The organism is Usitatibacter rugosus (assembly GCF_013003965.1).
GTDB lineage: Bacteria > Pseudomonadota > Gammaproteobacteria > Burkholderiales > Usitatibacteraceae > Usitatibacter > Usitatibacter rugosus.
The window spans coordinates 313240-337792 of sequence record NZ_CP053069.1 but is presented as its reverse complement, the minus strand read 5'-3'; the positions used below and the strand labels follow the sequence as shown (position 1 = coordinate 337792).

Genomic DNA, 24553 nt, shown 5'->3' with positions numbered 1-24553 from the left:
TTGGGCAGAATCGCGGACATGAACGACCTCGGCGCGAGCCTCGGCCTCGCGCTTCGCCTCATCACCGGTGGTGATTCCTCGTTGTGGCAAGTGGTGATCCTCTCGCTGGAGGTGAGCCTCGCTGCCGCCGCGCTCGCCTGCCTGTTCGGATTGCCCCTGGGCGCCCTGGTCGCCGTCGAGCGTTTCCCCGGCCGCCGTGCCGCGATCGTGATTCTCAATGCGCTGCTCGCCCTGCCCTCCGTGGTGGTGGGCCTCGTGGTCTACCTCCTGCTCTCGCGAGCCGGCCCGTTCGGCTCGCTCGGCATCCTCTTCACTCCGAAGGCCATCGTGATCGCGCAGGCGCTGCTCGTGCTGCCGATCGTGGCCGCACTCGCGCGCCAATTCGTCGAGGACGGATGGCGCGAGTACGAGGAACAGCTCCGCTCGCTCGGCGTGACGCCGCTGCGCGCCATTCCCACGATGCTCTGGGACCTTCGCTACGGGCTGTTCACCGTCGTGCTGCTCGGCTTCGGGCGCGCGGCGAGCGAGGTCGGAGCCGTGATGATCGTCGGCGGCAACATCGACGGCGTCACGCGCGTGATGACGACCGCGATCGCGCTGGAGACGAGCAAGGGCGACCTTCCCCTCGCGCTCGGCCTGGGCATCGTGCTGCTCCTGATCGTGCTCGGGTTGAACGCCATCGCCTACGCGATCCGCGAATGGAGCGCCAAGCGATATGGCTGACGCGATGCTCCCGCTCGAGGCTCGCGCGATCACCGTCCGGTTCGACGGGCACACGGCGGTGGACGACGTGAGCTTCACGCTCGACGGCACCGCTCCCGCCGTGATCCTCGGAGCAAACGGCGCCGGCAAGAGCGTGCTGCTTCGCGTCCTCCATGGCCTCATCGCGCCGACCTCGGGCGCGGTGACATGGGCCGGGTCGACGGCAAGGCCGTCCGCGCAGGCGATGGTCTTCCAGCGGCCGGTGCTGCTGCGGCGCTCGGCGATCGCGAACGTCGAATATGCACTCGCCGTGAACGGCGTGGACGGATCGGAACGCAACATCCGCGCCCGTGCCGCGCTTGAACGCGTGGGCCTGGCCCACCTCGCCGACCGTCAGGCGCGCGTACTCTCCGGCGGCGAGCAGCAACGGCTCGCCCTCGCTCGAGCCGCGGCCCTCGAACCGCGCGTGCTGTTCCTCGATGAGCCCACGGCCAGCCTCGATCCTTCCGCCAGCGCCGAGGTCGAACGCACCATGAGCGAGATCGGCCGCGGCGGTACCGCGCTCGTCTTCACCACGCACAACCTCGGCTTCGCGAAGCGCGTCGCGGGCGAGATCCTCTTCCTCCACCGCGGCCGGCTGGTCGAACGCGCCGCGGCCACGACGTTCTTCAACAACCCGCGGTCGCCGGAAGCGGCCGCATTCCTCGAAGGAGAATTGCCATGGTCCGTTTCCTCTCCCGCCTGAGCCCCTCCCGGCTCGCGGCTTCGTTCGCCGCGGCGCTGCTCTTCGCGCTCTCCGCGCAGGCGCAGGACTTCATCACCGTTGCCTCGACGACCTCCACGGAGCAGTCGGGCCTCTTCAAGCACCTGCTGCCGGAAGCGAAGAAGGCGCTCGGCTTCGACGTGCGCGTGGTCGCCGTCGGAACTGGCCAGGCACTCGACATGGGCCGCAAGGGCGATGCGGACGTGGTCTTCGTCCACGACAAGGTGGCCGAGGAGAAATTCCTCGCCGAGGGCTTCGGCGTGAAGCGCTTCGAGGTGATGTACAACGACTTCATCATCGTGGGCCCGAAGGCGGATCCCGCCGGCGTGAAGGGCAAGGACGTGGAGGCCGCGCTGAAGAAGATCGCCGCCGCCCAGGCGCCGTTCGCCTCGCGCGCCGACAAGAGCGGCACGCACGCCGCCGAGCTCCGCTACTGGAAGGCCGCCGGCATCGATCCGCCGAAGGGCCCGTGGTATCGCGAAACCGGCTCGGGCATGGGCCCCACGCTCAACACCGCCTCGGGCCTCAACGCCTACGCGCTCACCGACCGCGGCACGTGGCTCTCGTTCAAGAACCGCGGAGACCTCGTGATCCTGGTCGAGGGCGACGTGAAGCTCTTCAACCAGTACGGCGTGATGCTCGTGAATCCGGCGAAGCACGCGCACGTGAAGAAGGACATGGGCCAGAAGTTCATCGACTGGGTGATCTCGCCCGCGGGCCAGTCGGCGATCGCCGCGTACAAGATCGACGGCGAGCAGCTCTTCTTCCCCAACTACAAGCCGTGATCAGGCTCGCGCTTCGCATCCTCGCCCTCGCGATCGCCCTGCCCGCCATGGCGCAGTCCACGGCACCAAAGGTCTACGCGGCCGGAAGCCTGAAGGCCGCGCTCACCGAGGTGGCTACTGTCTTCCGCATCGCAGGCGGCAGCGACGTGATGTTCGAGTTCGGCCCGTCGGGGATCCTGCGCGATCGCCTCGCGAAGGGTGAAGCGGCGGACCTCTTCGCCTCCGCGAACATGGAGCATCCGAAGGCGCTCGTCGATGCGGGCAAGGCGCAGCTCGTTCGAGCCTTCGCCCGCAACAAGCTCTGTGCGCTCGTATCTCCGAAGGTCGGAGCGACGACGGACAACCTCCTCGAGAAGATGCTCTCGCCCGGCGTGAAGCTGGCCACCTCGACGCCGAAGGCCGATCCGTCGGGCGACTACGCGTGGCAGGTGTTCGAGCGCGCGGAGAAGCTCAAGCCCGGCGCGTTCGAGTCGCTCTCGAAGAAGGCGCTGCAGCTCGTGGGAGGTCCGACCTCACCGCCGCCGCCTAAGGATCGCAGCGCGTACGGCGTGCTGGTCGCCAACGGCTCGGTCGATATCTTCCTCACGTATTGCACCGGCGCAGCGCTCGCGAAGCGCGAGGAGCCCACGCTCGAAATCGTCGCACTTCCGGAGACGCTCGCGGTCGGGGCGGAGTACGGCCTCGCGGTGATGAACGGAGTCTCGCCGAGCGGCGAGCGCTTCGCCGCGTTCATTCTTTCACCGGCGGGACAATCAGTCCTCGCCTCGCACGGTTTCTCCGCTCCGTGACTGCCGGGTCCCTCCGCTCCGTGACATGAGCCGCGTTCGCCTGGCGATCCTCGTCTGGTCCGCGACGCCGGATCGTCCCGCGCTGCTCGCCGCACCGTTCGTCTATGCCGCCGCGGCGGCCGCGCTCGACGCGGAGGTGGAGATGCACTTCGCGGGCGAATGCGTACGGCTGCTGGTCGCGGGCGAAGGCGAGCGGCTCGATTGCGGCCGGGGCGAGACGCTCGACCACTTCATGCGGCAGGCCGCGCAGGCCGGCGTGCGATTCCTCGCGTGCACCACGGCGAAGTCCGCGCGCTTGCAGGGAAACGAAGCGATGGTCGAAGGCTTCTCCGGCACGGCGGGCGCGGCCGCTTTCGCGGAACGCGCGATCGATCCCGCCTGGCGCACGCTGGTGTTCTAGCCACGCCGTTCGGAAGAGGCTGGCGGAAGGGAATGGGAGTCGAACCCACCCGGGAACGCCTGGCGTCCCCCACCGGCTTTGAAGGCCGGCCGCCCCACCGGGAGCGGATCCCTTCCGTTTGTTGGCGCCGCTAGGGACTCTCCCCCAGCCGCAGCAGGCTGTCGCCGCGCACGCGGTGCTCGTCGTGGGCGCGGCGCGTGAAGCCCACGCGGTCGAAGAACTCGAGGATCTGGATGGCGCGCTTGCGACCGATGCCGATGCGGTCGCGGAACTCGGCCGCACGCACGGCACCGGACTCGTCGTCGAGTGCCTTCGCTGCCAGTGCAAGCCGCTCGACGGCGGAGCGCGAGAAATAGAGATCCTTCACGACCGCGAAGACGTCGCCGCGCCGTCCCAGCCGCCGCATCAGCGCGCGAACCTCGTGCTCGGGAGCGCCGACGGCCTTCGCGTGATCGCGCACCCATGTCGGATCGACGCCCTCGGCATCGAGCCGCGGCAGGATCGCGCGGGCGAGCTGCTCCTCGCGCTCGGTGAGCCGGATCGAATGCGTGGGGAGATGCCACCACGGGCCGCTGCGCGCGACGCGTCCCTCCTCGAGCAACGAGGCGGCGAGCGCATCGACCACCGCGGAACGATGACGCGGGAACGCCATGCGCCGCACGCGGCCCAGGTCCGGGCCGAGCTCCTCGGGCCGCTCCTCGTGCGAGCGCGCGAGCCGTTCGACGAACGTGTCCCGCAACCTCTGCCAGGGAGCCGCGCCGATCGCGATGTCGCGCCCTCCCGATTCGATGCGAATCACGTCTCGGCCGAGCTCGAGCTCGCTGCCCGCGACGTTCTGCGTCGCACGGAATTGATCGAGATCGATACCGGTGTCGCTCGCCTCCAGCAACGCGTGCAAGCGCGCGGCGGGCGTGGGCGCTTCGAGCCTGCGCAGCGTGTCGAGGCGCTCCGGCGCCCGGCGATGACGCTCGCGGCCGACGGGGTCGACGACAACGCCGCCTCCGAGCGTGCGGGCACCCGAAGCATCGCGGACGATGAACGCATCGCCGGCCCATGCGCCGATCGGTTGCCCGACGACGAGCTGCGCGAGCGCCTCCGACCCCGGCGCCAGCGATTCGCCTTCGAGCAGCGCTACGCGCGCCAGCGCGTGCGCGGCACCGAGATGCAGGTGAACGGCGGTCCAGTGCCGGAAGGCCTTCGCCTCGCGCGCGGAAAGCCTCAGGCGCACGTCGATGCGCGCCGTCGGCAGGTGCAACGGCGGCGCCACGATCCAGTCGCCTCTCGCAATCGCCTCCTTCGCGATGCCCCCCAGCGCGAGGGCGCAGCGCTGGCCCGCATGGCCCACGGTGGCCGTGCGGTTCTGGGCATGCAGGCTGCGAACGCGCGTGCGCTCCCCCGAAGGCGACACGATGACCTCATCGCCCACGGTCACCGCGCCCGAAAAAACCGTCCCCGTCACGACGGTCCCGATGCCGTCGAGCGTGAAGCATCGGTCCACGGCCAACCGAAAGCCCGCGCCGGGGCGCCGGGCGTCTTGCGCCGCGGCGGCTTCCTGGAGGTGAGCCTGCAGCGCATCGAGTCCTTCGCGCGTCACGCTCGAGACTCCGAAGATCGGTGCATCCGCGAGCGGTCCTCCGGAAAGCAGCGCGCGGATCTCGCGTTCGCATTCGGCGCGGCGCGTGGCATCCACGCGATCCACCTTCGTCATGGCGACCGCGCCCGTGCGCACGCCCAGCAGCGACACGATGTCGAGATGCTCGAGGGTCTGCGGCATGGGGCCGTCGTCGGCCGCGATGACCAGCAACACGAAGTCGATGCCCGTCGCACCCGCCACCATGTGATCGACGAACTTCTCGTGTCCGGGCACATCGACGAAGCCGAGGATTGCACCACCGGGCAACGGCTTGTAGGCATAGCCCAGCTCGATCGAGATGCCGCGCGCCTTTTCTTCCTTGAGGCGATCCGTGTCCACGCCCGTCAACGCCTTCACGAGCGAGGTCTTGCCGTGGTCGATGTGGCCCGCCGTGCCGACGATCATGGCTATCGTCCCGGCTGGATTCCCGTCTTCACGGGAATGACGTCGAGCAGTGAGCACAGCTCCGCTTCGTTCTCGAGGCAGCGAAGATCCAGCCGCAGCGCATCGTCGGCGATGCGGCCGATCACGGGCACGGGCAGTGCGCGCAGCGTGCGTTCGAGCTTCGTCGGCGACATTCCTTTCGGGCCCGAGCGGCGCAGCACGATCGCCGCACTCGCCAGGCGCTCCACGGGCTGCGCGCCGCTGCCGATCTGGCTCGCGCACTCCTCGACGCTCACCGACACGCCCTCGCCCAACGCACGTTCGAACACGGGCTTCAGCCGCTGCGCCAGCGCACGGATCTCGGCCGTGTCGCGCGAGAGCAGTCGCAGCGTCGTGAGCTTCTCGCGAAGCCGATCGGGATCGCGATAGAGACCGAGCACGGCTTCCAGCGCCGCGAGCGTCATCTTGTTCACGCGCAGCGCGCGCTTGAGCGGGTTCTTCTTGATCTTCGCGACGAGGTCCTTGTCGCCGACGACGATGCCCGCCTGGGGGCCGCCCAGCAGCTTGTCGCCGCTGAAGGTCACGACGGAGGCGCCGTGCGCGAGCGTCTCACGCGGGGTGGGCTCCTTCGGCAGTCCCCAACGCGAGAGGTCCACGAGCGCGCCGCTGCCGAGGTCCACGAGGAACGGCACGCCGCGTTCACGGCACAGCGCGCCCAGTTCGGCCTCTTCCACCTCCGCGGTGAAGCCGGTGACCGCGTAATTGCTCTTGTGGACCTTGAGCACCAGCCCGGTCTTCGGGCCGATCGCCTCGGCGTAGTCCTTGAGGTGCGTGCGGTTGGTCGTGCCGACCTCGCGCAGCTTGCAGCCCGCGCGCGCCATGATGTCCGGCAAGCGGAAGGCGCCGCCGATCTCGATCTGCTCGCCGCGGGAAACAACGGCCTCCTTGCCGCGCGAGAGCGTGTTCAACGCGAGGAGCACCGCCGCGGCATTGTTGTTCACGATGGTCGCGGACTCGCAGCCCGTCAGCTCCGCGAGGATCGGCACGATCAGGTCGTCGCGATCGCCGCGTCCGCCGGACTCGATGTCGTACTCGAGGTTGCCGAAGCTCTCCATCACCTCGGCAACGGCGCGCACTGCTTCAGTGGGCATCAGCGCGCGGCCGAGGTTCGTGTGCAACACGGTGCCCGTGAGGTTGATGACGCGGCGAAGGCGCGGCGCGACTTGGCGCGCGACACGATGCGCGAGCTCGCTCGCCATCGTGGCCTCGTCGATCGCGGCCGGGCGCCCCGCTGCAATGTCCGCACGCTTTTCCGCCAGCCAGTCGCGCACGGCGGTCACCACGCACGTCCGGCCGTGGCGCTCGATGAGGGACAGGGTTGTCGCTTCGCCCAGCACCTTGTCGACCGAGGGCAGGCTGGCGAACGGCGCGTCACGCGCGACGGAAGTCATGGATCAGCGACTCTAGGAGCAACCGGAACCCACGGCCATATGAGCGGGTGTGCATATCGCCTCAAGCCGGAGGCACGTCGACTCCGAAGGACTCGGACAACAGCTCCATGTAAGCCAGCACCGCCGGGCCGAGCCCATCGGCCGCGACGAGCAATGCGGCATCCCGATCCCAGTCCTCGGGACGCAACCGCACCAGCCAGCCTTCGCCGTAAGGATCCGCGTTGATGAGCCCGGGGTTTTCGCGCACGGCCGCGTTGACTTCGGCGACTTCGCCGGCCACGGGAGAGCGCGCCGAGCGGATCACCTTCGACATCTCCAGCGCGCCCAGCGAGCGGTCGCGCTCGATCCGCGTGCCGACGGCCTTGGGCGTGAAGTCGATGAAGTCGCCGGAGATGTGCCCGCCGAGCGAGGTGAGGCCGACTGTCACGAGGCCGCCGGGCTCGAGGCGCGCCCACGTGTCCTGCTCGAGCAGGTACCGGAGTTCGGCGGGGAAATCGAAGCCCCGCACCGTCGCCACGATGCGCCTACTTCTTCTTTTCCTCGGTCGTCTGCGTCGCTCCGTGCGCAGCAGATTCCTGCACCTGCTTCGTGTTGCCCGGCGTCGTGGTGGGCGGCGACTTCGATTCGGCGGCGGCGTTGGGTGCCTGGCTTCCGGTCGTCGGCGCGGGCGTGGAGCTCGTGTTCGTCGGCGGCGCGGTCACCGCGGGAGGCGCGCCCGCCGGCGGGCTGCTGCTCGGCACGGCACCGGTGGGCGTGGAGGTCGTCGCGGACTTGTCGCCGCAGCCGGCGAGCAACGCGAGGCAGAAGGCGGCGGGAAGCAGCGCGGATTTCATCGGAGCTCTTTCTCGAGGAGGGGTTGGGACGGGGGCGCGTCGGGATCGCCGTGGACCAGCATGTAGTTCACGCCCCACGGCTCGCGGCCGTCCTCGGTGACGAGGAGATCGAGGGCCAGCGTGGCGAGATCGTCGGCACACGGGTCCACGTGGAGGTCGCGGTCCATGTGGCAGATCTTGAGGTAGTGGTTGCACTCGTCGCAGGTCTCGGCGAGCACGGGGCTCTTGCGGGCTTCGGACTTTCCGTCGTCGAGCGACAGATACGAGATTCCCTTGGTGCTCTCGCAGTGCGTGCACTTCACCCGAACCATGTGCCACTCGGTGCTGCAGAGCGAGCAGTGGAGGAAGCGGAAGCCAATCGCCTCGGAACCGACACGCGCGATGCTTGCCGTGGGGCGGCTGCCGCAGCACGGGCACACGCTGGGCACCTCGATCGGGCGAATGGCGTCCTGGCCCAGGGCCAGCGCGAGGTGCGTGAAGTAGACCTGCAGGCCGGCGCCGATCAAGGGAGCCGTGGCGATGTCGAGGCCGAACGTGATGCCCGCGAGCAGCTTGCTCGCCTGGGCCTCGTACAGCGCGTCCGGACTGTTCTCGAGGCGCGCCACGACATCGTGCGTGGTGCCCTCCGTCTCCGCGGCGATCGCGCGCAGCATGCGGCGAAGCGAATCGCACCAGCCGACGTCCCGCGCGTGCGTGGAGAAGTCGATCGGCGGCATGCCGTGCTCGTGGCTGCGATCGAGCGCCTCGGGCCGCGGGATCGCGACCGGCGGCATGTTGTCCAGCCGCACCTGCTGCTGGTCGGCGACGAGCGCCATGAACTCGAGGTAACCCTCGAGCGCGTGGCCCGGTGCCAGCGAGCGCAGGCGGCGAGCACGGCTCGCGAATGCATCCGCACGCTCCGGCAGGTGGAGGAACGGAATCTTCGCGCCACCCTTGGAGGCGATTTCCTCGGGCGTGAGGAGCTTGTGGACCGTCGACATCGAGCGCCGCTAGGAGCGATCCTTCGTGACCTGGCGGTACCACGCCGCGTGGTGCCGGCGGGCCCAGCGTCCGCTCACCCAGCCCTGCATCATGGCGCGCATCGAGCCCTTCACCCAGATCGCCGCATAGACGTGGACGATGATGCAGATGATGAGCAGCACCGCCGCGATGGAATGCAGCAGCGTCGCTCCCCGCACGGCCCAGATCGGCAGCAGGTGCGCGAACCACGGGCGCCAGAACATGAAGCCCGTGACGACGAGGATCAGCATCAGGATCACGAGCGCCCAGAACAGGACCTTCTGCCCGGCGTTGTAGCGGCCGACTTCGGGCAGGCGATCCTCGCGGTTGTCCACGACGTCGCGCCATTGCCGCATCCACTGCTTGTCCGACTCGTTCACGTGGTTCTCGCCGGCGAAGTGCAGCGCGAGGAACAGGAACCCCAGCGCCATCGCGAGGCCGATGAACGGGTGGAGGATCCTCGTCCACGGCCCGCCGCCGAAGAGGCCCGTGAGCCAGAACATCGCCGGATGCAGCAACGCGAGGCCGGAGAGCGCCGCGAGCACGAAGCAGATCGCCACCAACCAGTGGTTGGTGCGCTCGTTCTTCCCGTAGCGCTCGATACGCTCGGTCGTCTCGATGGGCTCATGCATGGTCGCGCTCCCGTTTGGGCGGAACGGCATCGGGCGGCGGATTCTCCGCGGGAACCGTGTCTCCATCGGCGTCGTTGGGGCCCGTCCTCACGTAGTGGAAGAAGCCGAAGAGCGCCACGGCGCCCATTGCCAGCAGCGATATCGGCTTGGCCACGCCTTTCCACAGCGACACCATCGGGCTGATCGTGGGATTCGCCGGCAGCCCCGCATAGAGCTCGGGGTTGTTCGCGTGCTGCAGCACGTACATCACGTGCGTGCCGCCCACGCCCTGCGGATCGTAGAGGCCCGCGTTCTGGTAGCCGCGCTCCTTGAGATCCACGAGACGCTCGGCCGCCTGCTCCTTCATGTCCTCCTTGGTGCCGAACATGATGGCGCCCGTCGGGCACGTCTTCACGCAGGCGGGCTCGAGGCCGACCGACACGCGATCCGAACAGAGCGTGCACTTGTACGCCTTGTTGTCTTCCTTCGAGATGCGCGGCACGTCGAACGGGCAGCCGGTGACGCAATAGCCGCAGCCGATACAGTGCTCCTCGATGAAATCGACGATGCCGTTCGAGTACTGCACGATGGCACCCGGCGATGGGCAAGCCTTGAGGCAGCCCGGGTCGGCGCAATGCATGCACCCGTCCTTGCGGATCAGCCACTCGAGCTTGCCGGCTTCCTCGCGCTCGGTGAAGCGCATCACCGTCCACGAGTCGGGCGAGAGGTCCGCGGGGTTGTCGTACACGCCCACGTTGGTGCCGACCTTGTCGCGAATGTCGTTCCATTCGCCGCACGCCACCTGGCAGGCCTTGCAGCCGATGCACTTCGAGATGTCGATCAGCTTCGCGACCTCCGGCGTCGCCCGGATGGAGGGTGGCATGGAGGTCGTGGCCGAGCGTTGCTTCAGGTCCAGCGATTGAAGTGAGGACATTGGGCGCCTACGCTTTCTCGATGTTCACGGTGAACGCCTTGTATTCCGGCGTCTGCGTATTGGCGTCCCCCACGAAGGGCGTCAGCACGTTGGCGAGGTAACCCATCTTCGCCACGCCCTTGAAGCCCCAGTGGTTGGGAATGCCGACCGTATGGACCTTGGTCCCGTTGCAGTCGAGGGCCTTGATCCGCTTGGTTACCACGCAAACCGTGATGATCTCGCCGCGGTTGGAGCGCACCTTCACCTTGTCGCCGTGCGCGATCCCCTTTTCCTTCGCGAGGTCCTCGCCGATCTCGACGAACTGCTGCGGCTGCGTGATCGCGTTGGACTCGACATGCTTGGTCCAGTAGTGGAAATGCTCGGTCAAGCGATAGGTCGTCGCCGCGTACGGGAAGTCCTTGGGCTTGCCGAACGCCTCCATGTCGCCCTTGAACACGCGCGCCGCGGGATTCGCGAACGCCTTCGGGTTGTTGGGCGACATCAGGTTCACCGTCATCGGCGACTCGAACGGCTCGTAATGCTCGGGCAGCGGACCTTCCGCCATGCCCGTCGGAGCGAAGAGCCGTGCGACACCCTCGGCCGTCATGATGAACGGCTGCACGTGCTCGTCGGGCGCGGCATCAGGGCGCATGTCGGGAACGTCCGAGCCGCCCCACGCCTTGCCGTTCCAGAACACGAGCTTGCGCTTGGCATTCCAGGGCTTGCCGCTCTGGTCCGAGGACGCGCGGTTGTACAGGATGCGGCGGTTCGCCGGCCACGACCACGCCCAGTTCAACGTCTGGCCGATGCCGAACGGATCGGCGTTGTCGCGCCGTGCCATCTGGTTGCCGGCCTGCGTCCAGCAGCCGGTGTAGATCCAGCAGCCCGCCGCCGTGCTGCCGTCGTCGCGAAGCAGGCCAAAGCCCGCGAGCTGCTGGCCCGCTTGCGCGAGCACCGCCTGCGGAGCTTTCGGGTCCTTCGGATTCGGCGGCGCGAGCACGTCGGTGATCGCCTTGCCGTTGTATTCCATCGCCAGCTCTTCGGCCGACGGCGAGCGCGCGATGCGGTACGGCCAGGTGAGCGCGAGGATCGGATCCGGGTACGCGCCTCCGTCCTTCACGTACAGCGCTTTGATGCGCTGGAAGAGCTCCGCCATGATGTCGACGTCGGTGCGCGCCTCACCCGGCGGATTCGCGCCCTTCCAGTGCCATTGCAGCCAGCGCCCGGAGTTGGTGAGCGAGCCGTCCTCTTCCGCAAAGCATGTCGATGGCAGCCGGAACACCTCGGTCTTGATCTCGGCCGTCTTCACGTCGTTGTAGACGCCGTAGTTCTTCCAGAAGTCCGCGGTCTCCGTGGCGAGCGGGTCGATCACGATCAGGAACTTCAGCTTTGCGAGCCCCGCGTTGATCTTGGCCTTGTGCGGGAACGACGCGAGCGGGTTGAAGCCCTGGCAGATGTAGCCGTTGATCTTGCCCTGGCCCATCAGCTCGAACGCCTGCAGCACGTCGTAGTTCTTGTCGAGCTTGGGCAGGAAGTTGTACGCCCAGTTGTTCTCCTTGGTGGCCGCGTTCCCGTACCACGCCTTCATCAGGCTCACGTGGAACTTGGGATAGTTCGACCAGTAGGACATCTGGTTCGGGCGCAGGGGCTTCAACGTCCGCGTCTCGAGGTACTTGTCGTAGTCCTGCTCCGCCTCGCGCGGTAGCGTGAGGTAGCCCGGCAGCGAGTTGGTGAGCAGGCCCAGGTCGGTGAGGCCCTGGATGTTGCTGTGGCCGCGCAGCGCGTTCATGCCGCCGCCGGGGATGCCGATGTTGCCCAGCAGCAGCTGCATGATCGCCGCCGTGCGGATCATCTGCGACCCCTGCGAGTGCTGCGTCCAGCCGAGCGCGTACATCACCGTCATGGCGCGATCGGGCCCGGCGGAGGTGGCGATGTACTCGCAGACCTTGAGGAACGCGTCCTTCGGCGTGCCGCAGATCTTCGACACCAGCTCGGGCGTGTAGCGCGAGTAGTGCGCCTTCATCACCTGGAAGACGCAGAGCGGGTCCTGCAGCGTCTCGTCGACCCTGGCGAAGCCGTCCTTGTCCTTCTGGTAGCCCCACGACGAGGGGTCGTACGAGCGCTTCGCCTCGTTGTAGCCGGAGAAGATGCCCTCGGAGAACTTGTACTGGTCGGTGAGCAGGAACGGAGCGTTGGTGTACTGCTTCACGTACTCCATCTGCAGCTTGTTGTTGCCGATGAGGTAGTTGATCACCCCGCCCAGGAACGCGATGTCGGTCCCGACGCGGATGGGCGCGTAGTAGTCGGCCATCGCGGCCGAGCGCGTGAAGCGTGGGTCCACCACCACCAGGCGCGCCTTGTTATGCGCCTTGGCTTCCGTCACCCACTTGAAGCCGCACGGGTGCGCTTCAGCGGCGTTGCCACCCATGATGAGCACGACATCGGCATTCTTGATGTCGACCCAGTGATTCGTCATTGCACCGCGGCCGAACGTCGGGGCGAGACTCGCCACCGTGGGGCCGTGTCAAACGCGTGCCTGGTTGTCGAAGACGAGGGTGCCGAGGGTCCGGATGACCTTGTGGGTGATGTAGCCGGCTTCGTTCGAGGACGCCGATGCGGCGAGCATCCCCGTGGTCAGCCATCGATTGACGGTCTTGCCGTCGGGCGTCTGCGTGACGAAGTTCGCGTCGCGGTCCGCCTTCATCAGCTTGGCGATGCGGTCCAGCGCGTCGTCCCAGGAGATGCGCTTCCACTCGTCCGAGCCGGGCGCGCGGTATTCCGGGTACTTGAGGCGGTTCTCGCTATGCACGAAGTCGAGCAGGCCCGCTCCCTTGGGACACAGCGTCCCGCGGTTCACCGGGTGGTCCGGGTCGCCTTCGATATGGATGATCTCGGCGGCGACGTTCTTCGCCTTGTCACCCAGGCTGTACATGAGGACGCCGCAGCCTACCGAGCAGTATGGGCAGGTGTTGCGCGTTTCCGTTGTTTTCGCGAGCTTGAAGCTTCGCGTTTCGGCGAGCACGGCCTGGGGCGAGTACCCCAGCATTGCGAGGCTGGAACCTGCCAACCCCGTGGTGCATGCCTTGAAAAACTGCCTCCGGTTCATGTCCATCTTAAAGGCGCCTCCTCGTGCCTGCGTCGGGTTCGAGTTGTGCAACCAATGTATGCCTCCCGGACGCCACGACCTATATGAACGAATTTGCATAGGCGCCTTGCGGGTCGCAACCCTGCGATAATCCCCGCCATGATCCGTATCGACATCCGTCCCGTCTGGACGTTTCGCGGCGAGGAGTCCCGCGAATTCGACTTCGTCCTCATAGCGTTGCTGGAGGGAATCGAGCGCACGGGCAAGCTCACGAAGGCCGCGGAGCATGCCGCGATTTCGTACCGCCATGCATGGAACCTTATCGAACAGTGGCAGGGGTTTTTCGGCACCTCGCTGGTGGTGATGGAGAAGGGACGGGGCACGCAGCTGTCGCAACTGGGGTCCGACTTGCTGTGGGCAGGCTTGCGGGCCCGCGAGCGCCTGGCGCCCGAGCTGGAAGGCCTCGCCTCGGAATTCGCGAGCACCCTGAACAAATCCCTTCGCGATTCGACCGTGGGCCTCGCGGTGCAGGCCAGCCACGATTTCGCGATCGGCGGGCTGCGCGGGCTGCTCGACGGGCGCGGCATCTCCGTCGACATCCAGTACCGCGGCAGCTTCGACGCCCTCGCCTCGCTTCGGCGCCACGAATGCGACCTCGCGGGCTTCCATTTTCCCGAGGGGCCGATGGGTGCGCTCATGGCGCGCCGCTATGCCGAGTGCCTTCCCCCGGGCGAGCACATGCTGATTTCCTTCGCCACGCGCATGCAGGGCTTCATCGTGCAGTCGGGCAATCCGAAGGAGATCCGCGACATCGGCGACATCGCGCGCGCCGGCGTGCGGTTCGTGAATCGCCAGCGCGGCTCGGGCACGCGCGCCCTGCTGGAATTCCTGATCTCGCGCGAGGCGATCGACCGAGCGCGCATCCGCGGCTACGACATCGAAGAGACGACGCACGCGGCCGTCGCCGCGCTGATCGCCGGCAAGCAGGCCGACGTCGGCTTCGGCGTGCAGGCCGCCGCCGCGCAATACCGGCTCGGCTTCGTTCCGTACTGCCGCGAGCGCTACATGCTCGCCTGCCGCACGGAGCACGTCGGCTCGCCCGCCATCGCCGCGTTGCTCGAGACGCTGCGCGGCCCCGACTTCGCCGCCCTCATCGCATCGCTGCCCGGCTACGAAGCGCCGGACCCGGGCCGCGTGCTGCAAACATCGGACGTCTTCGCCGCCCTGCTGGCCGAAGCCGTCGAGTGACTGGCGCGTTGCGCCGACAATCCCGGGAGAACCCATGAAAAGACGCACCCTGCTCCAAGCCGCGCTCGCCGCACCTGCCCTCGCAAGCATCCCGCGCTGGGCCGTCGCCCAGCAGCTTCCGTTCGACCCGCAGGTCAACAACTGGCGCACCTTCGAGCTCACCTCGCGCGTCGAGATCAAGTCCGCCGGCGTGACGACGGTGTGGATCCCGCTGCCGTCCGTCGAATCCGACTACCAGGACGCCCAGGGCAACGAGTGGAAGACCAACGCCGTGCGTGCGATGGTCGTGACCGACGGCAACTCGGGCGCGAAGATGCTGCGCGCCGAGTGGGGCTCGGACGAGCCGAAGCCGTGGGTCGAGGTCACCAGCCGAGTGGCCACGCGCAATCGCAAGCTGAACGTGGCCGCCGCCACCGGCGCGAAGCTCGATGCCGAAGAGCGCGCCTACTACCTCGCCGCCACCGACTACATGCCCACCGACGGCATCGTGCGCAAGACCGCACTCGAAGCGACCAAGGGCGCCAAGACCGAGATGGACAAGGCCAAGGCGCTCTACGACTGGATCGTCGACAACACCTTCCGCGATCCGAAGACGATCGGCTGCGGCCGCGGCGACGTGAAGGTCATGCTCGAGACGGGCAACCTTGGCGGCAAATGCGCGGACCTGAATGCGCTCTACGTCGCGATGGCGCGCTCCGTAGGTCTTCCCGCGCGCGACGTCTACGGCCTGCGCGTGGCCAAGAGCCAGTTCGGCTACCGCAGCCTCGGCGCCGGCACCGAGAACGTGACGCGAGCCCAGCACTGCCGCGCGGAAGTGTTCGTGAACGGCCGCGGCTGGATCCCGGTCGATCCGGCCGATGTCCGCAAGGTCGTGCTCGAGGAAAAGCCGCAGCCCACCACGCTGCAGGACCCAGTCGTCCCCGAGGTGCGCAAGAACCTCTTCGGCGCATGGGAGATGAACTGGCTCGCGTACAACGACGCCCACGACGTGAAGCTCCCGGGGTCTTCGGGCGAGAAGCTCGCGTTCCTCATGTACCCGCAGGCGGAGACCGGCGGCAAGCGCGTGAACCCCTACGCGCCGGACGATTTCACGTACAAGCTCACCGCGCGCGAGATCACCTGACACTGTAGGACAATTCCGACAAGGGGGCGCTTCGGCGCTCCCTATAATCGGGTTCCCCCACGCTGTTTTCGAGGAGCCCGGACAAATGCGGCCCATCCCGAGCAGAGCCGCATGCCTGGCGGCCACGGTGGCCGGCATTCTCGCCAGCGCCCCGGCCTCCGCAGCCCTCCTGCAGGTCGCCCGTTCCGACCTCGCCGACCTGAGCCTCGAGCAGCTCTCCAACGTCGTCGTCACGTCGGTCTCCCGGCGCGAGGAAAAGCTCTCGCAGGCCGCGGCCTCGATCTACGTCATCACCGGGCAGGAGATCCGCGCCTCGGGCGCCACCACCATTCCCGAGGCGCTGCGCCTCGCGCCCAACCTCGACGTGGCGCGCGCCGACGCCGTGCAGTACGCCATCAGCGCGCGCGGCTTCAACAACGTGCTCGCCAACAAGATGCTGGTGATGATCGACGGGCGCACCGTCTACACGCCGCTCTTCTCGGGCGTGTTCTGGGAAGCGCAGGACGTGCTGCTGGAGGACGTCGAGCGCATCGAAGTCATTAGCGGCCCCGGCGGCACGCTCTGGGGCGCCAACGCCGTGAACGGCGTCATCAACGTGATCACGAAGAGCGCGCGCGACACGCAGGGCGCGCTTGCGTGGATCGGCACGGGCAATCGGGAGACAAGCGGGGCGGCGCGCTTCGGCGGCGAGCTCCTCGGCGGCCACTACCGGATCTACGCGAAGTCCACGGACCGCAAGAACTCCGAGCGCGAGGACGGCGTCGACATCCGCGATTCGTCGCAGACGATGCAGGCCGGCTTCCGCGCCGACTGGGGCACGCACGCGAACGGCTTCACGATCCAGGGCGATGCCTACGACGGCTCGGTGGACCAGACGGGACCGTCGCGCGAGCTCTCGGGCGCGAACCTCCTGGGCCGCTGGGTGCACGACCTGGGCGGCCACGGCAACGTGAACATCCAGGCCTACTACGACCGCACGACGCGCTTCCATCCCAACTCGTTCCGCGAGGCGCTCGACACCTACGACATCGAGCTGCAGCACGGCTTCCACATCGCGCGGCACAACGTGGTGTGGGGTGGCGGCTACCGCGAGTCGCGCGACAACATCGAGAACTTCCCGCCGCAGGCCTTCCTGCCGCCGGACATCACGCTGCGCTGGGCGAACATCTTCGCGCAGGACACCATCGGCATCACCGAAGACATCGACCTCACGCTCGGCGCCAAGCTCGAGCGCAACAGCTACACGGGCAACGAGTTCCTGCCGACCGCGCGCGTAGGCTGGCGGCTGGGCCAGGAACGCTTCGTGTGGGGCGCCGTATCGCGGGCGGTGCGGGCCCCGTCTCGCATCGACCGCGATCTCTACATCCCGGCCACGCCGCCGTATGCGCTCGCCGGCGGATCCGATTTCGATTCCGAGGTCGCCACGATCTACGAGCTGGGCTTCCGCGCCCGCCCGTCCGATTCGTGGTCGTACTCGCTCACGGCATTTCGCCACGACTACGACCAGCTTCGCAGCATCGGCCTTAACGCCAGCTCCCAGCCCACGTTCCAGAATGCGCTGGAAGGAACGTCCACCGGCCTCGAAGCGTGGGGACGCTGGCAGGTGGTGCCGGCGTTCTCGCTCTCGGGCGGCTTCGTCGCGCAGGACGTGAAGGTCAACGTGAAGTCCGGCCAGGTCGACCTCGGTGGGCGCGGTTCCCTCGGCAACGATCCGGACCATTGGGTGAAGCTGCGCGCGTCATGGGCCATCACGCCGAAGCTCGAGGCCGATGCGTTCGTGCGCTACTACGCGGCGCTGCCCGCGCCCGTCGTGCCGTCGTACACCGCGGTCGACCTTCGCGTGGGCTGGAAGGTGATGCCGTCGCTCGAGCTCTCGCTCGTGGTGCAGAACCTCTTCGACGACAAGCACGTCGAGTGGGGCGCCTCACCCAATCGCGCCGCGTTCCAGCGCATGGCCTTCTTCAAGGCGACGTGGCGCCCGTGATCCGCCGCGCCCTCCTCGCCTTCGGTGCCGCGCTGGTTCTGGCCCCCGCGTGGGGACAGGACCCGTCCGTCACTGAGGAGAGCGTGAAGGCGGCGTTCCTCTACAAGTTTCCCGGCTTCGTCGAATGGCCCGCGCCGGCGCTCGAGCGTCCCGACGAGCCGGTGCTGGTCGGGGTGATCGGCGGCAACGACGTCTTCTCGGAGCTCAGCCTCATCTCGCAGACGCGCAAGGGCGGGCGTCCCGTCGTCGTGCGCCGGGTGTTCGACACCTCGAGCTTCGCGGGCCTGCACATGCTCTTCATCGGCGCGCGCGAGCGGGCCCGGGCGCCCGAGCTGATCCGTGCCGCGCAGCAGCAGGGCGTGCTCACGGTGACGGAGTGGGAAGGGGCGCTGCGCCTCGGGAGCGTCATCAACTTCGTCACCTCCGCCGACGGTCGCGTGCGCTTCGAGATCTCGCTCGAGCCCGCGGAGAAGAGCAAGCTCCGCCTCTCCTCGCGCCTGCTCGCCGTCGCGCAGCAGGTCCACAACACGAGGCCCTGACGTGGTGAACGTCATCGCACGTTCCGTCCGTCGCAAGCTCATGCTCGTGGTGCTCGCCACCACGACGATGGCGCTGTTCGTGGCCGCGGCATCGCTCATCGCCTACGACCTGCGCAGCTACCGGCAGACCGCGGTGGACAACCTCTCGACGCAGGCCGAGATCCTCGCCCGCGCGAGCGCCCCGGCACTCGCGTTCAACGATCCGAAGAGCGCCCAGGAAGACCTCGCGCAGCTGAAGGCGCGCCCGCAGATCCTCGCCGCGGCGATCTACCAGATCAACGGCCGGCTCTTCGCCTCGTTCAGCCAGGGCAAGGAATCGAGCATCCCCGCCTTCCCGGAAAAGGCCGGCTGGCGCATCGACGGCGACCGGCTGCTGCTCTTCCACCCCATTCGCGAGAAGGGGGAGTCGATCGGCATCGTCTTCCTGAGCGCCCGCTACCGTGTCGACGAGCGGTTGTCCGACTACCTCGTGATCGTCGCCATCGTCATGGCCCTGGCCTTCGGGGTGGCGCTGCTCATCTCGTCGTGGCTGCAGGGCACGCTCATGCGGCCCCTCCTGGAGGTGGCCAGCGTCGCGCGCGACGTGGTCGAGCGCCGCGACTATTCGCTGAAGGCGGTGAAGAAGACCGACGACGAGATCGGCGACCTCGTGGACGCGTTCAACGCCATGCTCCAGGAGGTGGGCCGGCGCGAGAAAGCGCTCGAAGAGGCCGATCGCCGCAAGGACGAATTCCTCGCGACCCTCGCCCACGAGCTGCGCAACCCGCTCGCCCCGGTGACCAACGCGCTGCAGATCCTCAAGATGTCCAACGACGAGGCCACGCGGCTGCGCGCGCGCGAGATCATGGAGCGGCAGCTGCGCCAGATGGTGCGGCTGGTCGACGACCTGCTCGACGTCTCGCGTATCACCACCGGCAAGCTCGGCGTGCGCATGCAGCGCGTGGAGGTGGCCTCGATCGTGCGCAACGCCGTCGAGACCGTGGCGCCGCTGATCGAGGCGCAGGGACACCACTTGCACCTCGACCTGTCCGGCGAGCCCGCGTATGTGGAAGGCGACGCAACGCGCCTCGCCCAGGTGTTCGCGAACCTCCTCAACAACGCGGCCAAGTACACGCCGTCCGGAGGCAACATCCGGCTTGGCTGCGGCATCGAGGGCAACGAGGTCGTGGTCACGGTGAAGGACGACGGCATCGGCATCGATCCCGCCGTGCTGCCGTACGTGTTCGAGATGTTCGCGCAGGCCGACCGTTCGCTCGATCGCCCGAATGCGGGCCTCGGCGTCGGCCTCACGCTCGCGCGCCGCCTCGTGGAGCTGCACGGCGGGGCCCTCCTCGCGAAGAGCGCGGGCCTGGGCCACGGGAGCGAATTCTCCGTTCGGCTGCCGATGGCCGCGTCCGCTCCCGCGCAACCGCGCGCGCCTTCCGCTCCCGAAAAGGCCGGCCACGCCTCCGAGGCGCGGCGCGTGCTCCTCGTGGACGACAACATCGACTTCTCCACCAGCCTTGCAGCGCTCCTGCGTGCGCTGGGGCATGAGGTGCGCGTGGCCGAGAGCGGCGCCGAGGGCCTGCGCGCGGCGGAGGAGTTCAAGCCGCAGTACGTGTTCCTGGATATCGGCATGCCCGGCATGAACGGCTACGACCTCGCGCACGGGCTTCGCAGGCTGCCCGGTGGGCGAGCGATGGTGCTCACCGCGGTCACCGGTTGGGGCCAGGACAAGGACCGGCAGCGCGCGCGCGAAGCGGGCATCGACCACCACCTCACCAAGCCGGTCGAAGTGGACAGCATCCGCGCGATCCTCGAGGCCACCGAAGCCGCGCTATAGTCGCGCCACACTCGTCATTCCCACGAAAGTGGGAATCCACAATGCGCGCCATCCTCGCAGCCCTCCTTTTCGCAGCCCTTCCCACCCTCGCCGCTCGCGACTTCGTCGACGACGCCGGCCGCAAGGTGGCGCTCCCCGACAAAGTGACGCGCGTCTACGCGGCCGGTCCGCCCGCCTCCGTGCTCGTCTTCGCGCTCGCGCCCGACACGCTCGTCGGCTGGACGCGGGCCTTCCGCCCCGACGAGACGGCGTGGGTACCGGAGAAGTACGCCAAGCTCCCCGAGCTGGGCCGGCTCACGGGGCGGGGCAACACCGCGAACGTGGAGGTGATCCTGCAGGCGAAGCCCGACCTCATCGTCGACATGGGTTCGACCAACGCGACCTTCGCCTCGCTCGCCGACCGCGTGCAGCAGCAGACCGGCATCCCGTACATCCTGCTCGACGGCCGCCTCGAGACGACGCCCCAGCAGATCGAGAAGCTCGCCACCGCGCTGGGCACCGAGGCGCGCGGCAAGGAGCTCGCGGACTACGCGCGAGCTCTATTCACGCGGCTCAAGTCGAAGATCGACGCCGTGCCCGCCGACAAGCGCCCCGAGGTCTACTACGCGCGCGGTCCGCAGGGCCTCACCACGGGGCTCAAGGGATCGATCAACGTGGAGATGATCGAGTTCCTCGGCGCGAAGAACGTCGCGGCCGGAACGACGGGCGGCCTCACGAACGTGGGACTGGAGCAGGTCGTGCTCTGGGATCCCGCGGTGATGGTCACCAACGACCCGAATTTCTATCGTGACGTGTGGACGCTGCCGGTGTGGAGCAGCGTGACGGCCGTGCGCAAGAAGCGCGTGTACCTCTCGCCGCACCTGCCGTTCGGATGGTTCGACTATCCGCCGGGCGCGAACCGGCTGGTCGGCCTGCTGTGGCTCTCCGAGATCCTCTATCCGGAGCAGTTCAAGCACGATCTCCGGAAGGAAGTCGCGACCTTCTACAAGCTCTTCTATCACCAGGAGCCGACGGCGAAGCAACTCGACACGCTGCTCGGCGAGGCCGGCGTCTCGCCGCGATGATCGTGGCGTCGCGAAGGTCGCCGTCCCGATGATCCTCCCTCCGCGATGATCGTCTCGCGTGCTCGCTTTCCGGCGTGGCTCGCGGGATCCGCGATCGTGCTCGTCGCGGTCGTCGCGATCAGCATGGGAGTCGGCAGCTTCCCCGTTCCACCGGGCGACGTGGCGCGCGTGCTCTGGGCCGCGATCACCGGAGGCGACGCGGGCGTTGCCGATAATATGCGTGCCGTCGTGCTCCAGGTGCGCGGCCCGCGTGTCATTGCGGCGCTGGCCGTCGGCGCGGCACTCGCGGCGGCGGGCGCGTCCTACCAGAACATGTTCCGCAACCCGCTCGTCTCGCCCGACATCCTCGGCGTCTCGGGAGGCTGCGCGCTCGGCGCGGTGACCGGCATTCTCCTGTCCCTGCCGATCGCCGCGATCCAGGGCCTGTCGTTCGCGGGCGGCTTGGTCGCCGTCGGCCTCGTGCTCTCCATCGGCGCCTGGGTGCGCGGCCACGACCGCGTGCTTACCCTGGTGTTGACCGGCGTCGTGGTGGGCTCGCTCTTCGGAGCCGGCATCGCATTCGCGAAGTACGTGGCCGATCCGTACAACCAGCTACCCGCGATCACCTTCTGGCTCCTCGGCAGCTTCTCCGGCGTGCTGCCCAAGGACCTCGTCTACGCACTGCCGCTGATCGCGATCGGGTTCGTGCCGCTCGTGTTGATGCGCTGGCGGATCAACCTGCTTTCGCTGCCCGACGACGAGGCGCGCGCCCTCGGCGTGGATGTCGGCAAGCTGCGGCTCGTGATCATCATCGCGGCGACACTCGTGACCTCGGCGGGCGTGGCGATCGCCGGCGTGATCGGTTGGGTAGGCCTCGTGGTGCCGCATGCGGCGCGGCTTCTCGTGGGCGCGGAGTTCGCGCGCGTGCTCCCCGTGTCCGCGATCCTGGGCGCTGCCTTCATGCTGCTCGTCGATACGTTGTGCCGCACCATCGCGCGCACCGAGCTGCCGCCGGGCGTGATCACCGCGCTGGTCGGGACACCGGTCTTCATTGTCTTGCTGGCGGCGACGTTCCGGAAAGCCCGATGAGCTCCGACCCTCTCCCGGAAGCGCGATGAGCCTCGCCGCCCAAGCCCTCGACTATGGATATGGCGAGCGCGCGATCGGCCGTGGGCTCGACCTCACGCTCGAAGCGGGCGAGGTCCTGTGCGTGCTGGGGCCGAACGGTGCGGGCAAGACGACACTCTTCCGCACGCTGCTGGGATTGCTGCCGGCGCTCTCGGGTCGCGTAACCGCGGGCGGCCAGGACCTGCACTCGCTCTCACGAGCGCAGATCGCTCGCGAGGTCGCGTACGTGCCGCAGGCGTCGGCCAGCTACTTCGATTTTTCGCTCGCGGAGATGGTGGAGATGGGCCGCACCGCGCACCTCGGTACCTTCGCCCGCCCCGGCAAGCGCGACCGGGATCTCGCGCGCGCGGCCCTCGATCGCATGGGCATCTCCGGCCTCGCCGATCGCCCCGTGAGCGCCGTGAGTGGCGGCGAACGCCAGCTCGCGCTCATCGCGCGCGCGCTTGCGACCGAAGCGCGCTCGATCGTCATGGACGAGCCGACCGCCAATCTCGACTTCGGCAACCAGTCGCGCGTGCTCTCGGAGATCGCGCGCCTCAAGGCCGCGGGCATCGCGGTCCTGCTATGCACGCACGATCCCGATCACGCACTCCAGGTCGCCGATCGTGCGCTGCTGCTGCGCGGTGGCCAGCCTCTCGCCCTCGGGCCGGCAGACTCGGTGCTGACCGGCGAGACGCTCTCGGCTCTCTACGGAATCGACGTCGTCGTCGCGGAAGTGGGAATTGCCCAAGGGGAAACCGGCGCTACGATTCGTCGCCGTGTTTGCGTTCCCCGGCTCGGTCGAGCATAGGATCGCCGATTTGCATGGCCCGCCCCGGCTGAGGGCAGAGACTATCGTCCACGACATGCAGCTTCATGCACTTAAGTCACTTAAGCGCATGAAGCTGCATTCTGACGAAAGGAGCAACAGGCTCGGCGACTTCGACGGAAGGATCAGCGCCCCGAGACGACACGCCACACGGCATTCCCGACGTCGTCGGCGACGAGCAGCCCGCCACGCTTGTCGATCGCGACACCCACCGGCCGGCCGTAGGCCTCATCGGCGCTGCTCACGAAACCGCCAAGCACCTCGACAGGCTTCTCGCCTGTGGGTCGTCCGTCGCGGAAGGGAATGAAGACCACGTTGTAGCCGCTTCGGGGCTTGCGGTTCCACGAGCCGTGCTGGCCCACGAAGGCACCGTTGGCGAAGGCAGGCGAGATGCCGCTGCCATCCGTGAGTGCAAGCCCCAGCGGCGCCACGTGATTGCCGAGCGCGTAGTCGGACTTCACCGCTTTCGCCACGAGGTCCGGGCGCGGAGGCTGCACGCGATCGTCCACGTTCGCGCCGTAGTAGCTGTACGGCCAGCCATAGAAGGCGCCGTCGCTCACCGAGGTGAGGTAGTCGGGCACTAGATCGCTGCCGAGCTCGTCGCGCTCGTTCACGACGGTCCACAGCTTGCCGGTGCGCGATTCCCACGCCATGCCATTCGGATTGCGCAGGCCCGTCGCAAAGAGGCGCTTGGCGCCGGTCTTCGTGTCGACCTCCCAGATCGCGGCGCGGCCCTCTTCTTCCGCCATGCCGTGCTCGGCGACGTTGCTGTTGGAACCGACGGTCGCATAGAGCTTCGAGCCATCGGCATTGGCGATCACGTTCTTGGTCCAGTGGTGGTTGCGGGGCCCGCCCGGAAGATCCGTCACCCGCGAGCCCGTCGAAGAAATGCGCGTATCGCCGGCTTGGTACGGGAAGCGCACGATCGAATCGGTGTTCGCCACGTAGAGATCGTTGCCGACGAGCGCGATGCCGAAGGGAGAGTTCAGCCCCTCGAGCAGCACGGTGCGCGTTTCCGCGACGCCATCGCCATCGACGTCCCGCAACAGCGTGATGCGGTTGGCGCTCGGCACGGCCGAGCCCGCCTTCTTCATGAAGAAGCCCATCGCCTTCGCCTTGAGGCCCTTGCCCTCCTCCGGCCGCTCGGGCGCCGAACCCTCTGCTACGAGCACATCGCCGTTGGGCAGCACGTACACCCAGCGCGGATGCTGCAAGCCCGTCGCGAAGGCCGTCACGCGCAATCCGCTCGCCGCGCGCGGCTGCACGCCCGCGGGCCAACCCTTCGCCTCGGCGACATGCACCGTGGGCACGAGCGATTTGTCGGGCGGAGGCAGCTCGGGATTCGGTCCCTGGCTCGCGGATTCGGGAAGGCGCGCCGCCGATCCGCAACCCCCGACGACAGCAAGCGAGCCCGCGAGGGCGACAGCGACAAGAAGGGAAAGCGTAGTCCGGGTCATCATCCGACGACGATGTCACTCCCCCGAACCGAACGGTATCGGCGCCTTCCTACT

22 protein-coding genes and 1 tRNA gene are annotated in these 24553 nt (G+C 68.0%); 13 read left to right on the top strand and 10 right to left on the bottom strand.

All coding sequences use genetic code 11. The features are described 5' to 3' along the window. Nucleotides 1-18: 18 nt before the first annotated feature. The 5 genes from DSM104443_RS01780 to DSM104443_RS01760 are packed head-to-tail and all read left to right on the top strand — an operon-like array spanning nt 19 to nt 3438. Nucleotides 19-723, top strand: a complete 705-nt coding sequence (locus tag DSM104443_RS01780; protein WP_171088993.1) for an ABC transporter permease — start codon at nt 19-21, stop codon at nt 721-723. Continuing rightward, on the top strand, nt 716-1447 hold the full coding sequence (locus DSM104443_RS01775) for an ATP-binding cassette domain-containing protein (protein ID WP_171088992.1): 732 nt from the start codon (nt 716-718) through the stop codon (nt 1445-1447). Before DSM104443_RS01780 ends, DSM104443_RS01775 begins: the two co-directional genes overlap by 8 nt. Further along, complete coding sequence (locus DSM104443_RS01770; RefSeq protein ID WP_171088991.1) at nt 1423-2250, top strand: ABC transporter substrate-binding protein; 828 nt, start codon at nt 1423-1425, stop codon at nt 2248-2250. The genes DSM104443_RS01775 and DSM104443_RS01770 overlap by 25 nt, the downstream gene beginning before the upstream one ends. Next, nucleotides 2247-3038 carry a molybdate ABC transporter substrate-binding protein gene (locus DSM104443_RS01765; protein WP_246232446.1) on the top strand — a complete coding sequence of 264 codons (792 nt, stop codon included), beginning with the start codon at nt 2247-2249 and terminating at the stop codon, nt 3036-3038. Before DSM104443_RS01770 ends, DSM104443_RS01765 begins: the two co-directional genes overlap by 4 nt. 25 nt (nt 3039-3063) lie before the next feature. Continuing rightward, nucleotides 3064-3438 (top strand): DsrE family protein, encoded by a 375-nt coding sequence (locus tag DSM104443_RS01760; RefSeq protein WP_171088990.1) that lies wholly within the window; start codon nt 3064-3066, stop codon nt 3436-3438. Between the two features lie 20 nt (nt 3439-3458). On the opposite strand, the gene DSM104443_RS01755 is transcribed toward DSM104443_RS01760, so the two are convergent. From DSM104443_RS01755 to fdnG, 9 genes are all read right to left on the bottom strand, one after another. Continuing rightward, nucleotides 3459-3554: transfer RNA gene (locus DSM104443_RS01755), tRNA-Sec, on the bottom strand. A gap of 14 nt (nt 3555-3568) precedes the next feature. Continuing rightward, nucleotides 3569-5476: a selenocysteine-specific translation elongation factor gene (selB, locus tag DSM104443_RS01750; RefSeq protein ID WP_171088989.1), complete on the bottom strand. Its 1908-nt coding sequence runs from the start codon at nt 5474-5476 to the stop codon at nt 3569-3571. Between the two features lie 2 nt (nt 5477-5478). Beyond that, nucleotides 5479-6906 carry an L-seryl-tRNA(Sec) selenium transferase gene (selA, locus tag DSM104443_RS01745; protein WP_171088988.1) on the bottom strand — a complete coding sequence of 476 codons (1428 nt, stop codon included), beginning with the start codon at nt 6904-6906 and terminating at the stop codon, nt 5479-5481. Nucleotides 6907-6967: 61 nt separating this feature from the next. Beyond that, the gene (locus DSM104443_RS01740; protein ID WP_171088987.1) at nt 6968-7423 is read right to left on the bottom strand and encodes a glycine cleavage system protein H; all 456 of its coding nucleotides are present in this window, start codon (nt 7421-7423) and stop codon (nt 6968-6970) included. A gap of 7 nt (nt 7424-7430) precedes the next feature. Beyond that, a complete protein-coding gene (locus DSM104443_RS01735) occupies nt 7431-7739 on the bottom strand; it encodes a hypothetical protein (protein WP_171088986.1) in 309 nt (102 codons plus the stop codon). Next, nucleotides 7736-8719: a formate dehydrogenase accessory protein FdhE gene (gene fdhE / locus DSM104443_RS01730; RefSeq protein ID WP_171088985.1), complete on the bottom strand. Its 984-nt coding sequence runs from the start codon at nt 8717-8719 to the stop codon at nt 7736-7738. Before fdhE ends, DSM104443_RS01735 begins: the two co-directional genes overlap by 4 nt. A 9-nt stretch (nt 8720-8728) precedes the next feature. Then, nucleotides 8729-9370, bottom strand: coding sequence for a formate dehydrogenase subunit gamma (locus tag DSM104443_RS01725; protein ID WP_171088984.1), 642 nt, complete (start codon nt 9368-9370; stop codon nt 8729-8731). Further along, on the bottom strand, nt 9363-10283 hold the full coding sequence (fdxH, locus tag DSM104443_RS01720) for a formate dehydrogenase subunit beta (protein ID WP_171088983.1): 921 nt from the start codon (nt 10281-10283) through the stop codon (nt 9363-9365). Before fdxH ends, DSM104443_RS01725 begins: the two co-directional genes overlap by 8 nt. A gap of 7 nt (nt 10284-10290) precedes the next feature. Beyond that, a complete protein-coding gene (fdnG, locus tag DSM104443_RS01715; RefSeq protein WP_484600359.1) occupies nt 10291-13194 on the bottom strand; it encodes a formate dehydrogenase-N subunit alpha in 2904 nt (967 codons plus the stop codon). Between the two features lie 312 nt (nt 13195-13506). Between fdnG and DSM104443_RS01710 the strand changes: the two genes are divergently transcribed. The 8 genes from DSM104443_RS01710 to DSM104443_RS01675 all read left to right on the top strand — a co-directional run bounded on the left by DSM104443_RS01710 (nt 13507) and on the right by DSM104443_RS01675 (nt 23024). Then, nucleotides 13507-14595 carry a substrate-binding domain-containing protein gene (locus DSM104443_RS01710; RefSeq protein ID WP_171088981.1) on the top strand — a complete coding sequence of 363 codons (1089 nt, stop codon included), beginning with the start codon at nt 13507-13509 and terminating at the stop codon, nt 14593-14595. A 34-nt stretch (nt 14596-14629) separates the two neighbouring features. After that, nucleotides 14630-15718 carry a transglutaminase-like domain-containing protein gene (locus tag DSM104443_RS01705; protein ID WP_171088980.1) on the top strand — a complete coding sequence of 363 codons (1089 nt, stop codon included), beginning with the start codon at nt 14630-14632 and terminating at the stop codon, nt 15716-15718. Between the two features lie 85 nt (nt 15719-15803). Then, a complete protein-coding gene (locus DSM104443_RS01700; RefSeq protein ID WP_171088979.1) occupies nt 15804-17702 on the top strand; it encodes a TOL_0244 family TonB-dependent receptor in 1899 nt (632 codons plus the stop codon). After that, nucleotides 17699-18241 carry a TOL_0243 family YfiR-like periplasmic protein gene (locus DSM104443_RS01695; RefSeq protein WP_171088978.1) on the top strand — a complete coding sequence of 181 codons (543 nt, stop codon included), beginning with the start codon at nt 17699-17701 and terminating at the stop codon, nt 18239-18241. Before DSM104443_RS01700 ends, DSM104443_RS01695 begins: the two co-directional genes overlap by 4 nt. Before the next feature lie 4 nt (nt 18242-18245). After that, nucleotides 18246-20063: a sensor histidine kinase, YfiR-like protein-associated gene (locus tag DSM104443_RS01690; protein ID WP_171088977.1), complete on the top strand. Its 1818-nt coding sequence runs from the start codon at nt 18246-18248 to the stop codon at nt 20061-20063. A gap of 41 nt (nt 20064-20104) precedes the next feature. Next, nucleotides 20105-21127, top strand: coding sequence for an iron ABC transporter substrate-binding protein (locus DSM104443_RS01685; RefSeq protein ID WP_171088976.1), 1023 nt, complete (start codon nt 20105-20107; stop codon nt 21125-21127). A gap of 45 nt (nt 21128-21172) precedes the next feature. Further along, complete coding sequence (locus tag DSM104443_RS01680) at nt 21173-22195, top strand: FecCD family ABC transporter permease (protein WP_171088975.1); 1023 nt, start codon at nt 21173-21175, stop codon at nt 22193-22195. Nucleotides 22196-22220: 25 nt separating this feature from the next. Then, on the top strand, nt 22221-23024 hold the full coding sequence (locus tag DSM104443_RS01675) for an ABC transporter ATP-binding protein (RefSeq protein WP_171088974.1): 804 nt from the start codon (nt 22221-22223) through the stop codon (nt 23022-23024). Between the two features lie 143 nt (nt 23025-23167). Here DSM104443_RS01675 and DSM104443_RS01670 read toward each other — a convergent pair whose 3' ends face one another. Beyond that, nucleotides 23168-24502 carry a PQQ-dependent sugar dehydrogenase gene (locus DSM104443_RS01670; RefSeq protein WP_171088973.1) on the bottom strand — a complete coding sequence of 445 codons (1335 nt, stop codon included), beginning with the start codon at nt 24500-24502 and terminating at the stop codon, nt 23168-23170. Between the last annotated feature and the right edge of the window lie 51 nt (nt 24503-24553).

Coding starts and splice junctions, on each gene's coding strand:
- DSM104443_RS01780 (WP_171088993.1), top strand. CDS start 19: ATGAACGACCTCGGCGCGAGCCTCGGCCTCGCGCTTCGCCTCATCACC.
- DSM104443_RS01680 (WP_171088975.1), top strand. CDS start 21,173: ATGATCGTCTCGCGTGCTCGCTTTCCGGCGTGGCTCGCGGGATCCGCG.
- DSM104443_RS01760 (WP_171088990.1), top strand. CDS start 3,064: ATGAGCCGCGTTCGCCTGGCGATCCTCGTCTGGTCCGCGACGCCGGAT.
- DSM104443_RS01685 (WP_171088976.1), top strand. CDS start 20,105: ATGCGCGCCATCCTCGCAGCCCTCCTTTTCGCAGCCCTTCCCACCCTC.
- selB (WP_171088989.1), bottom strand. CDS start 5,476: ATGATCGTCGGCACGGCGGGCCACATCGACCACGGCAAGACCTCGCTC.
- fdxH (WP_171088983.1), bottom strand. CDS start 10,283: ATGTCCTCACTTCAATCGCTGGACCTGAAGCAACGCTCGGCCACGACC.
- DSM104443_RS01770 (WP_171088991.1), top strand. CDS start 1,423: ATGGTCCGTTTCCTCTCCCGCCTGAGCCCCTCCCGGCTCGCGGCTTCG.
- selA (WP_171088988.1), bottom strand. CDS start 6,906: ATGACTTCCGTCGCGCGTGACGCGCCGTTCGCCAGCCTGCCCTCGGTC.
- DSM104443_RS01675 (WP_171088974.1), top strand. CDS start 22,221: ATGAGCCTCGCCGCCCAAGCCCTCGACTATGGATATGGCGAGCGCGCG.
- DSM104443_RS01775 (WP_171088992.1), top strand. CDS start 716: ATGGCTGACGCGATGCTCCCGCTCGAGGCTCGCGCGATCACCGTCCGG.
- DSM104443_RS01700 (WP_171088979.1), top strand. CDS start 15,804: ATGCGGCCCATCCCGAGCAGAGCCGCATGCCTGGCGGCCACGGTGGCC.
- DSM104443_RS01725 (WP_171088984.1), bottom strand. CDS start 9,370: ATGCATGAGCCCATCGAGACGACCGAGCGTATCGAGCGCTACGGGAAG.
- DSM104443_RS01735 (WP_171088986.1), bottom strand. CDS start 7,739: ATGAAATCCGCGCTGCTTCCCGCCGCCTTCTGCCTCGCGTTGCTCGCC.
- DSM104443_RS01705 (WP_171088980.1), top strand. CDS start 14,630: ATGAAAAGACGCACCCTGCTCCAAGCCGCGCTCGCCGCACCTGCCCTC.
- DSM104443_RS01670 (WP_171088973.1), bottom strand. CDS start 24,502: ATGATGACCCGGACTACGCTTTCCCTTCTTGTCGCTGTCGCCCTCGCG.
- fdhE (WP_171088985.1), bottom strand. CDS start 8,719: ATGTCGACGGTCCACAAGCTCCTCACGCCCGAGGAAATCGCCTCCAAG.
- DSM104443_RS01710 (WP_171088981.1), top strand. CDS start 13,507: ATGATCCGTATCGACATCCGTCCCGTCTGGACGTTTCGCGGCGAGGAG.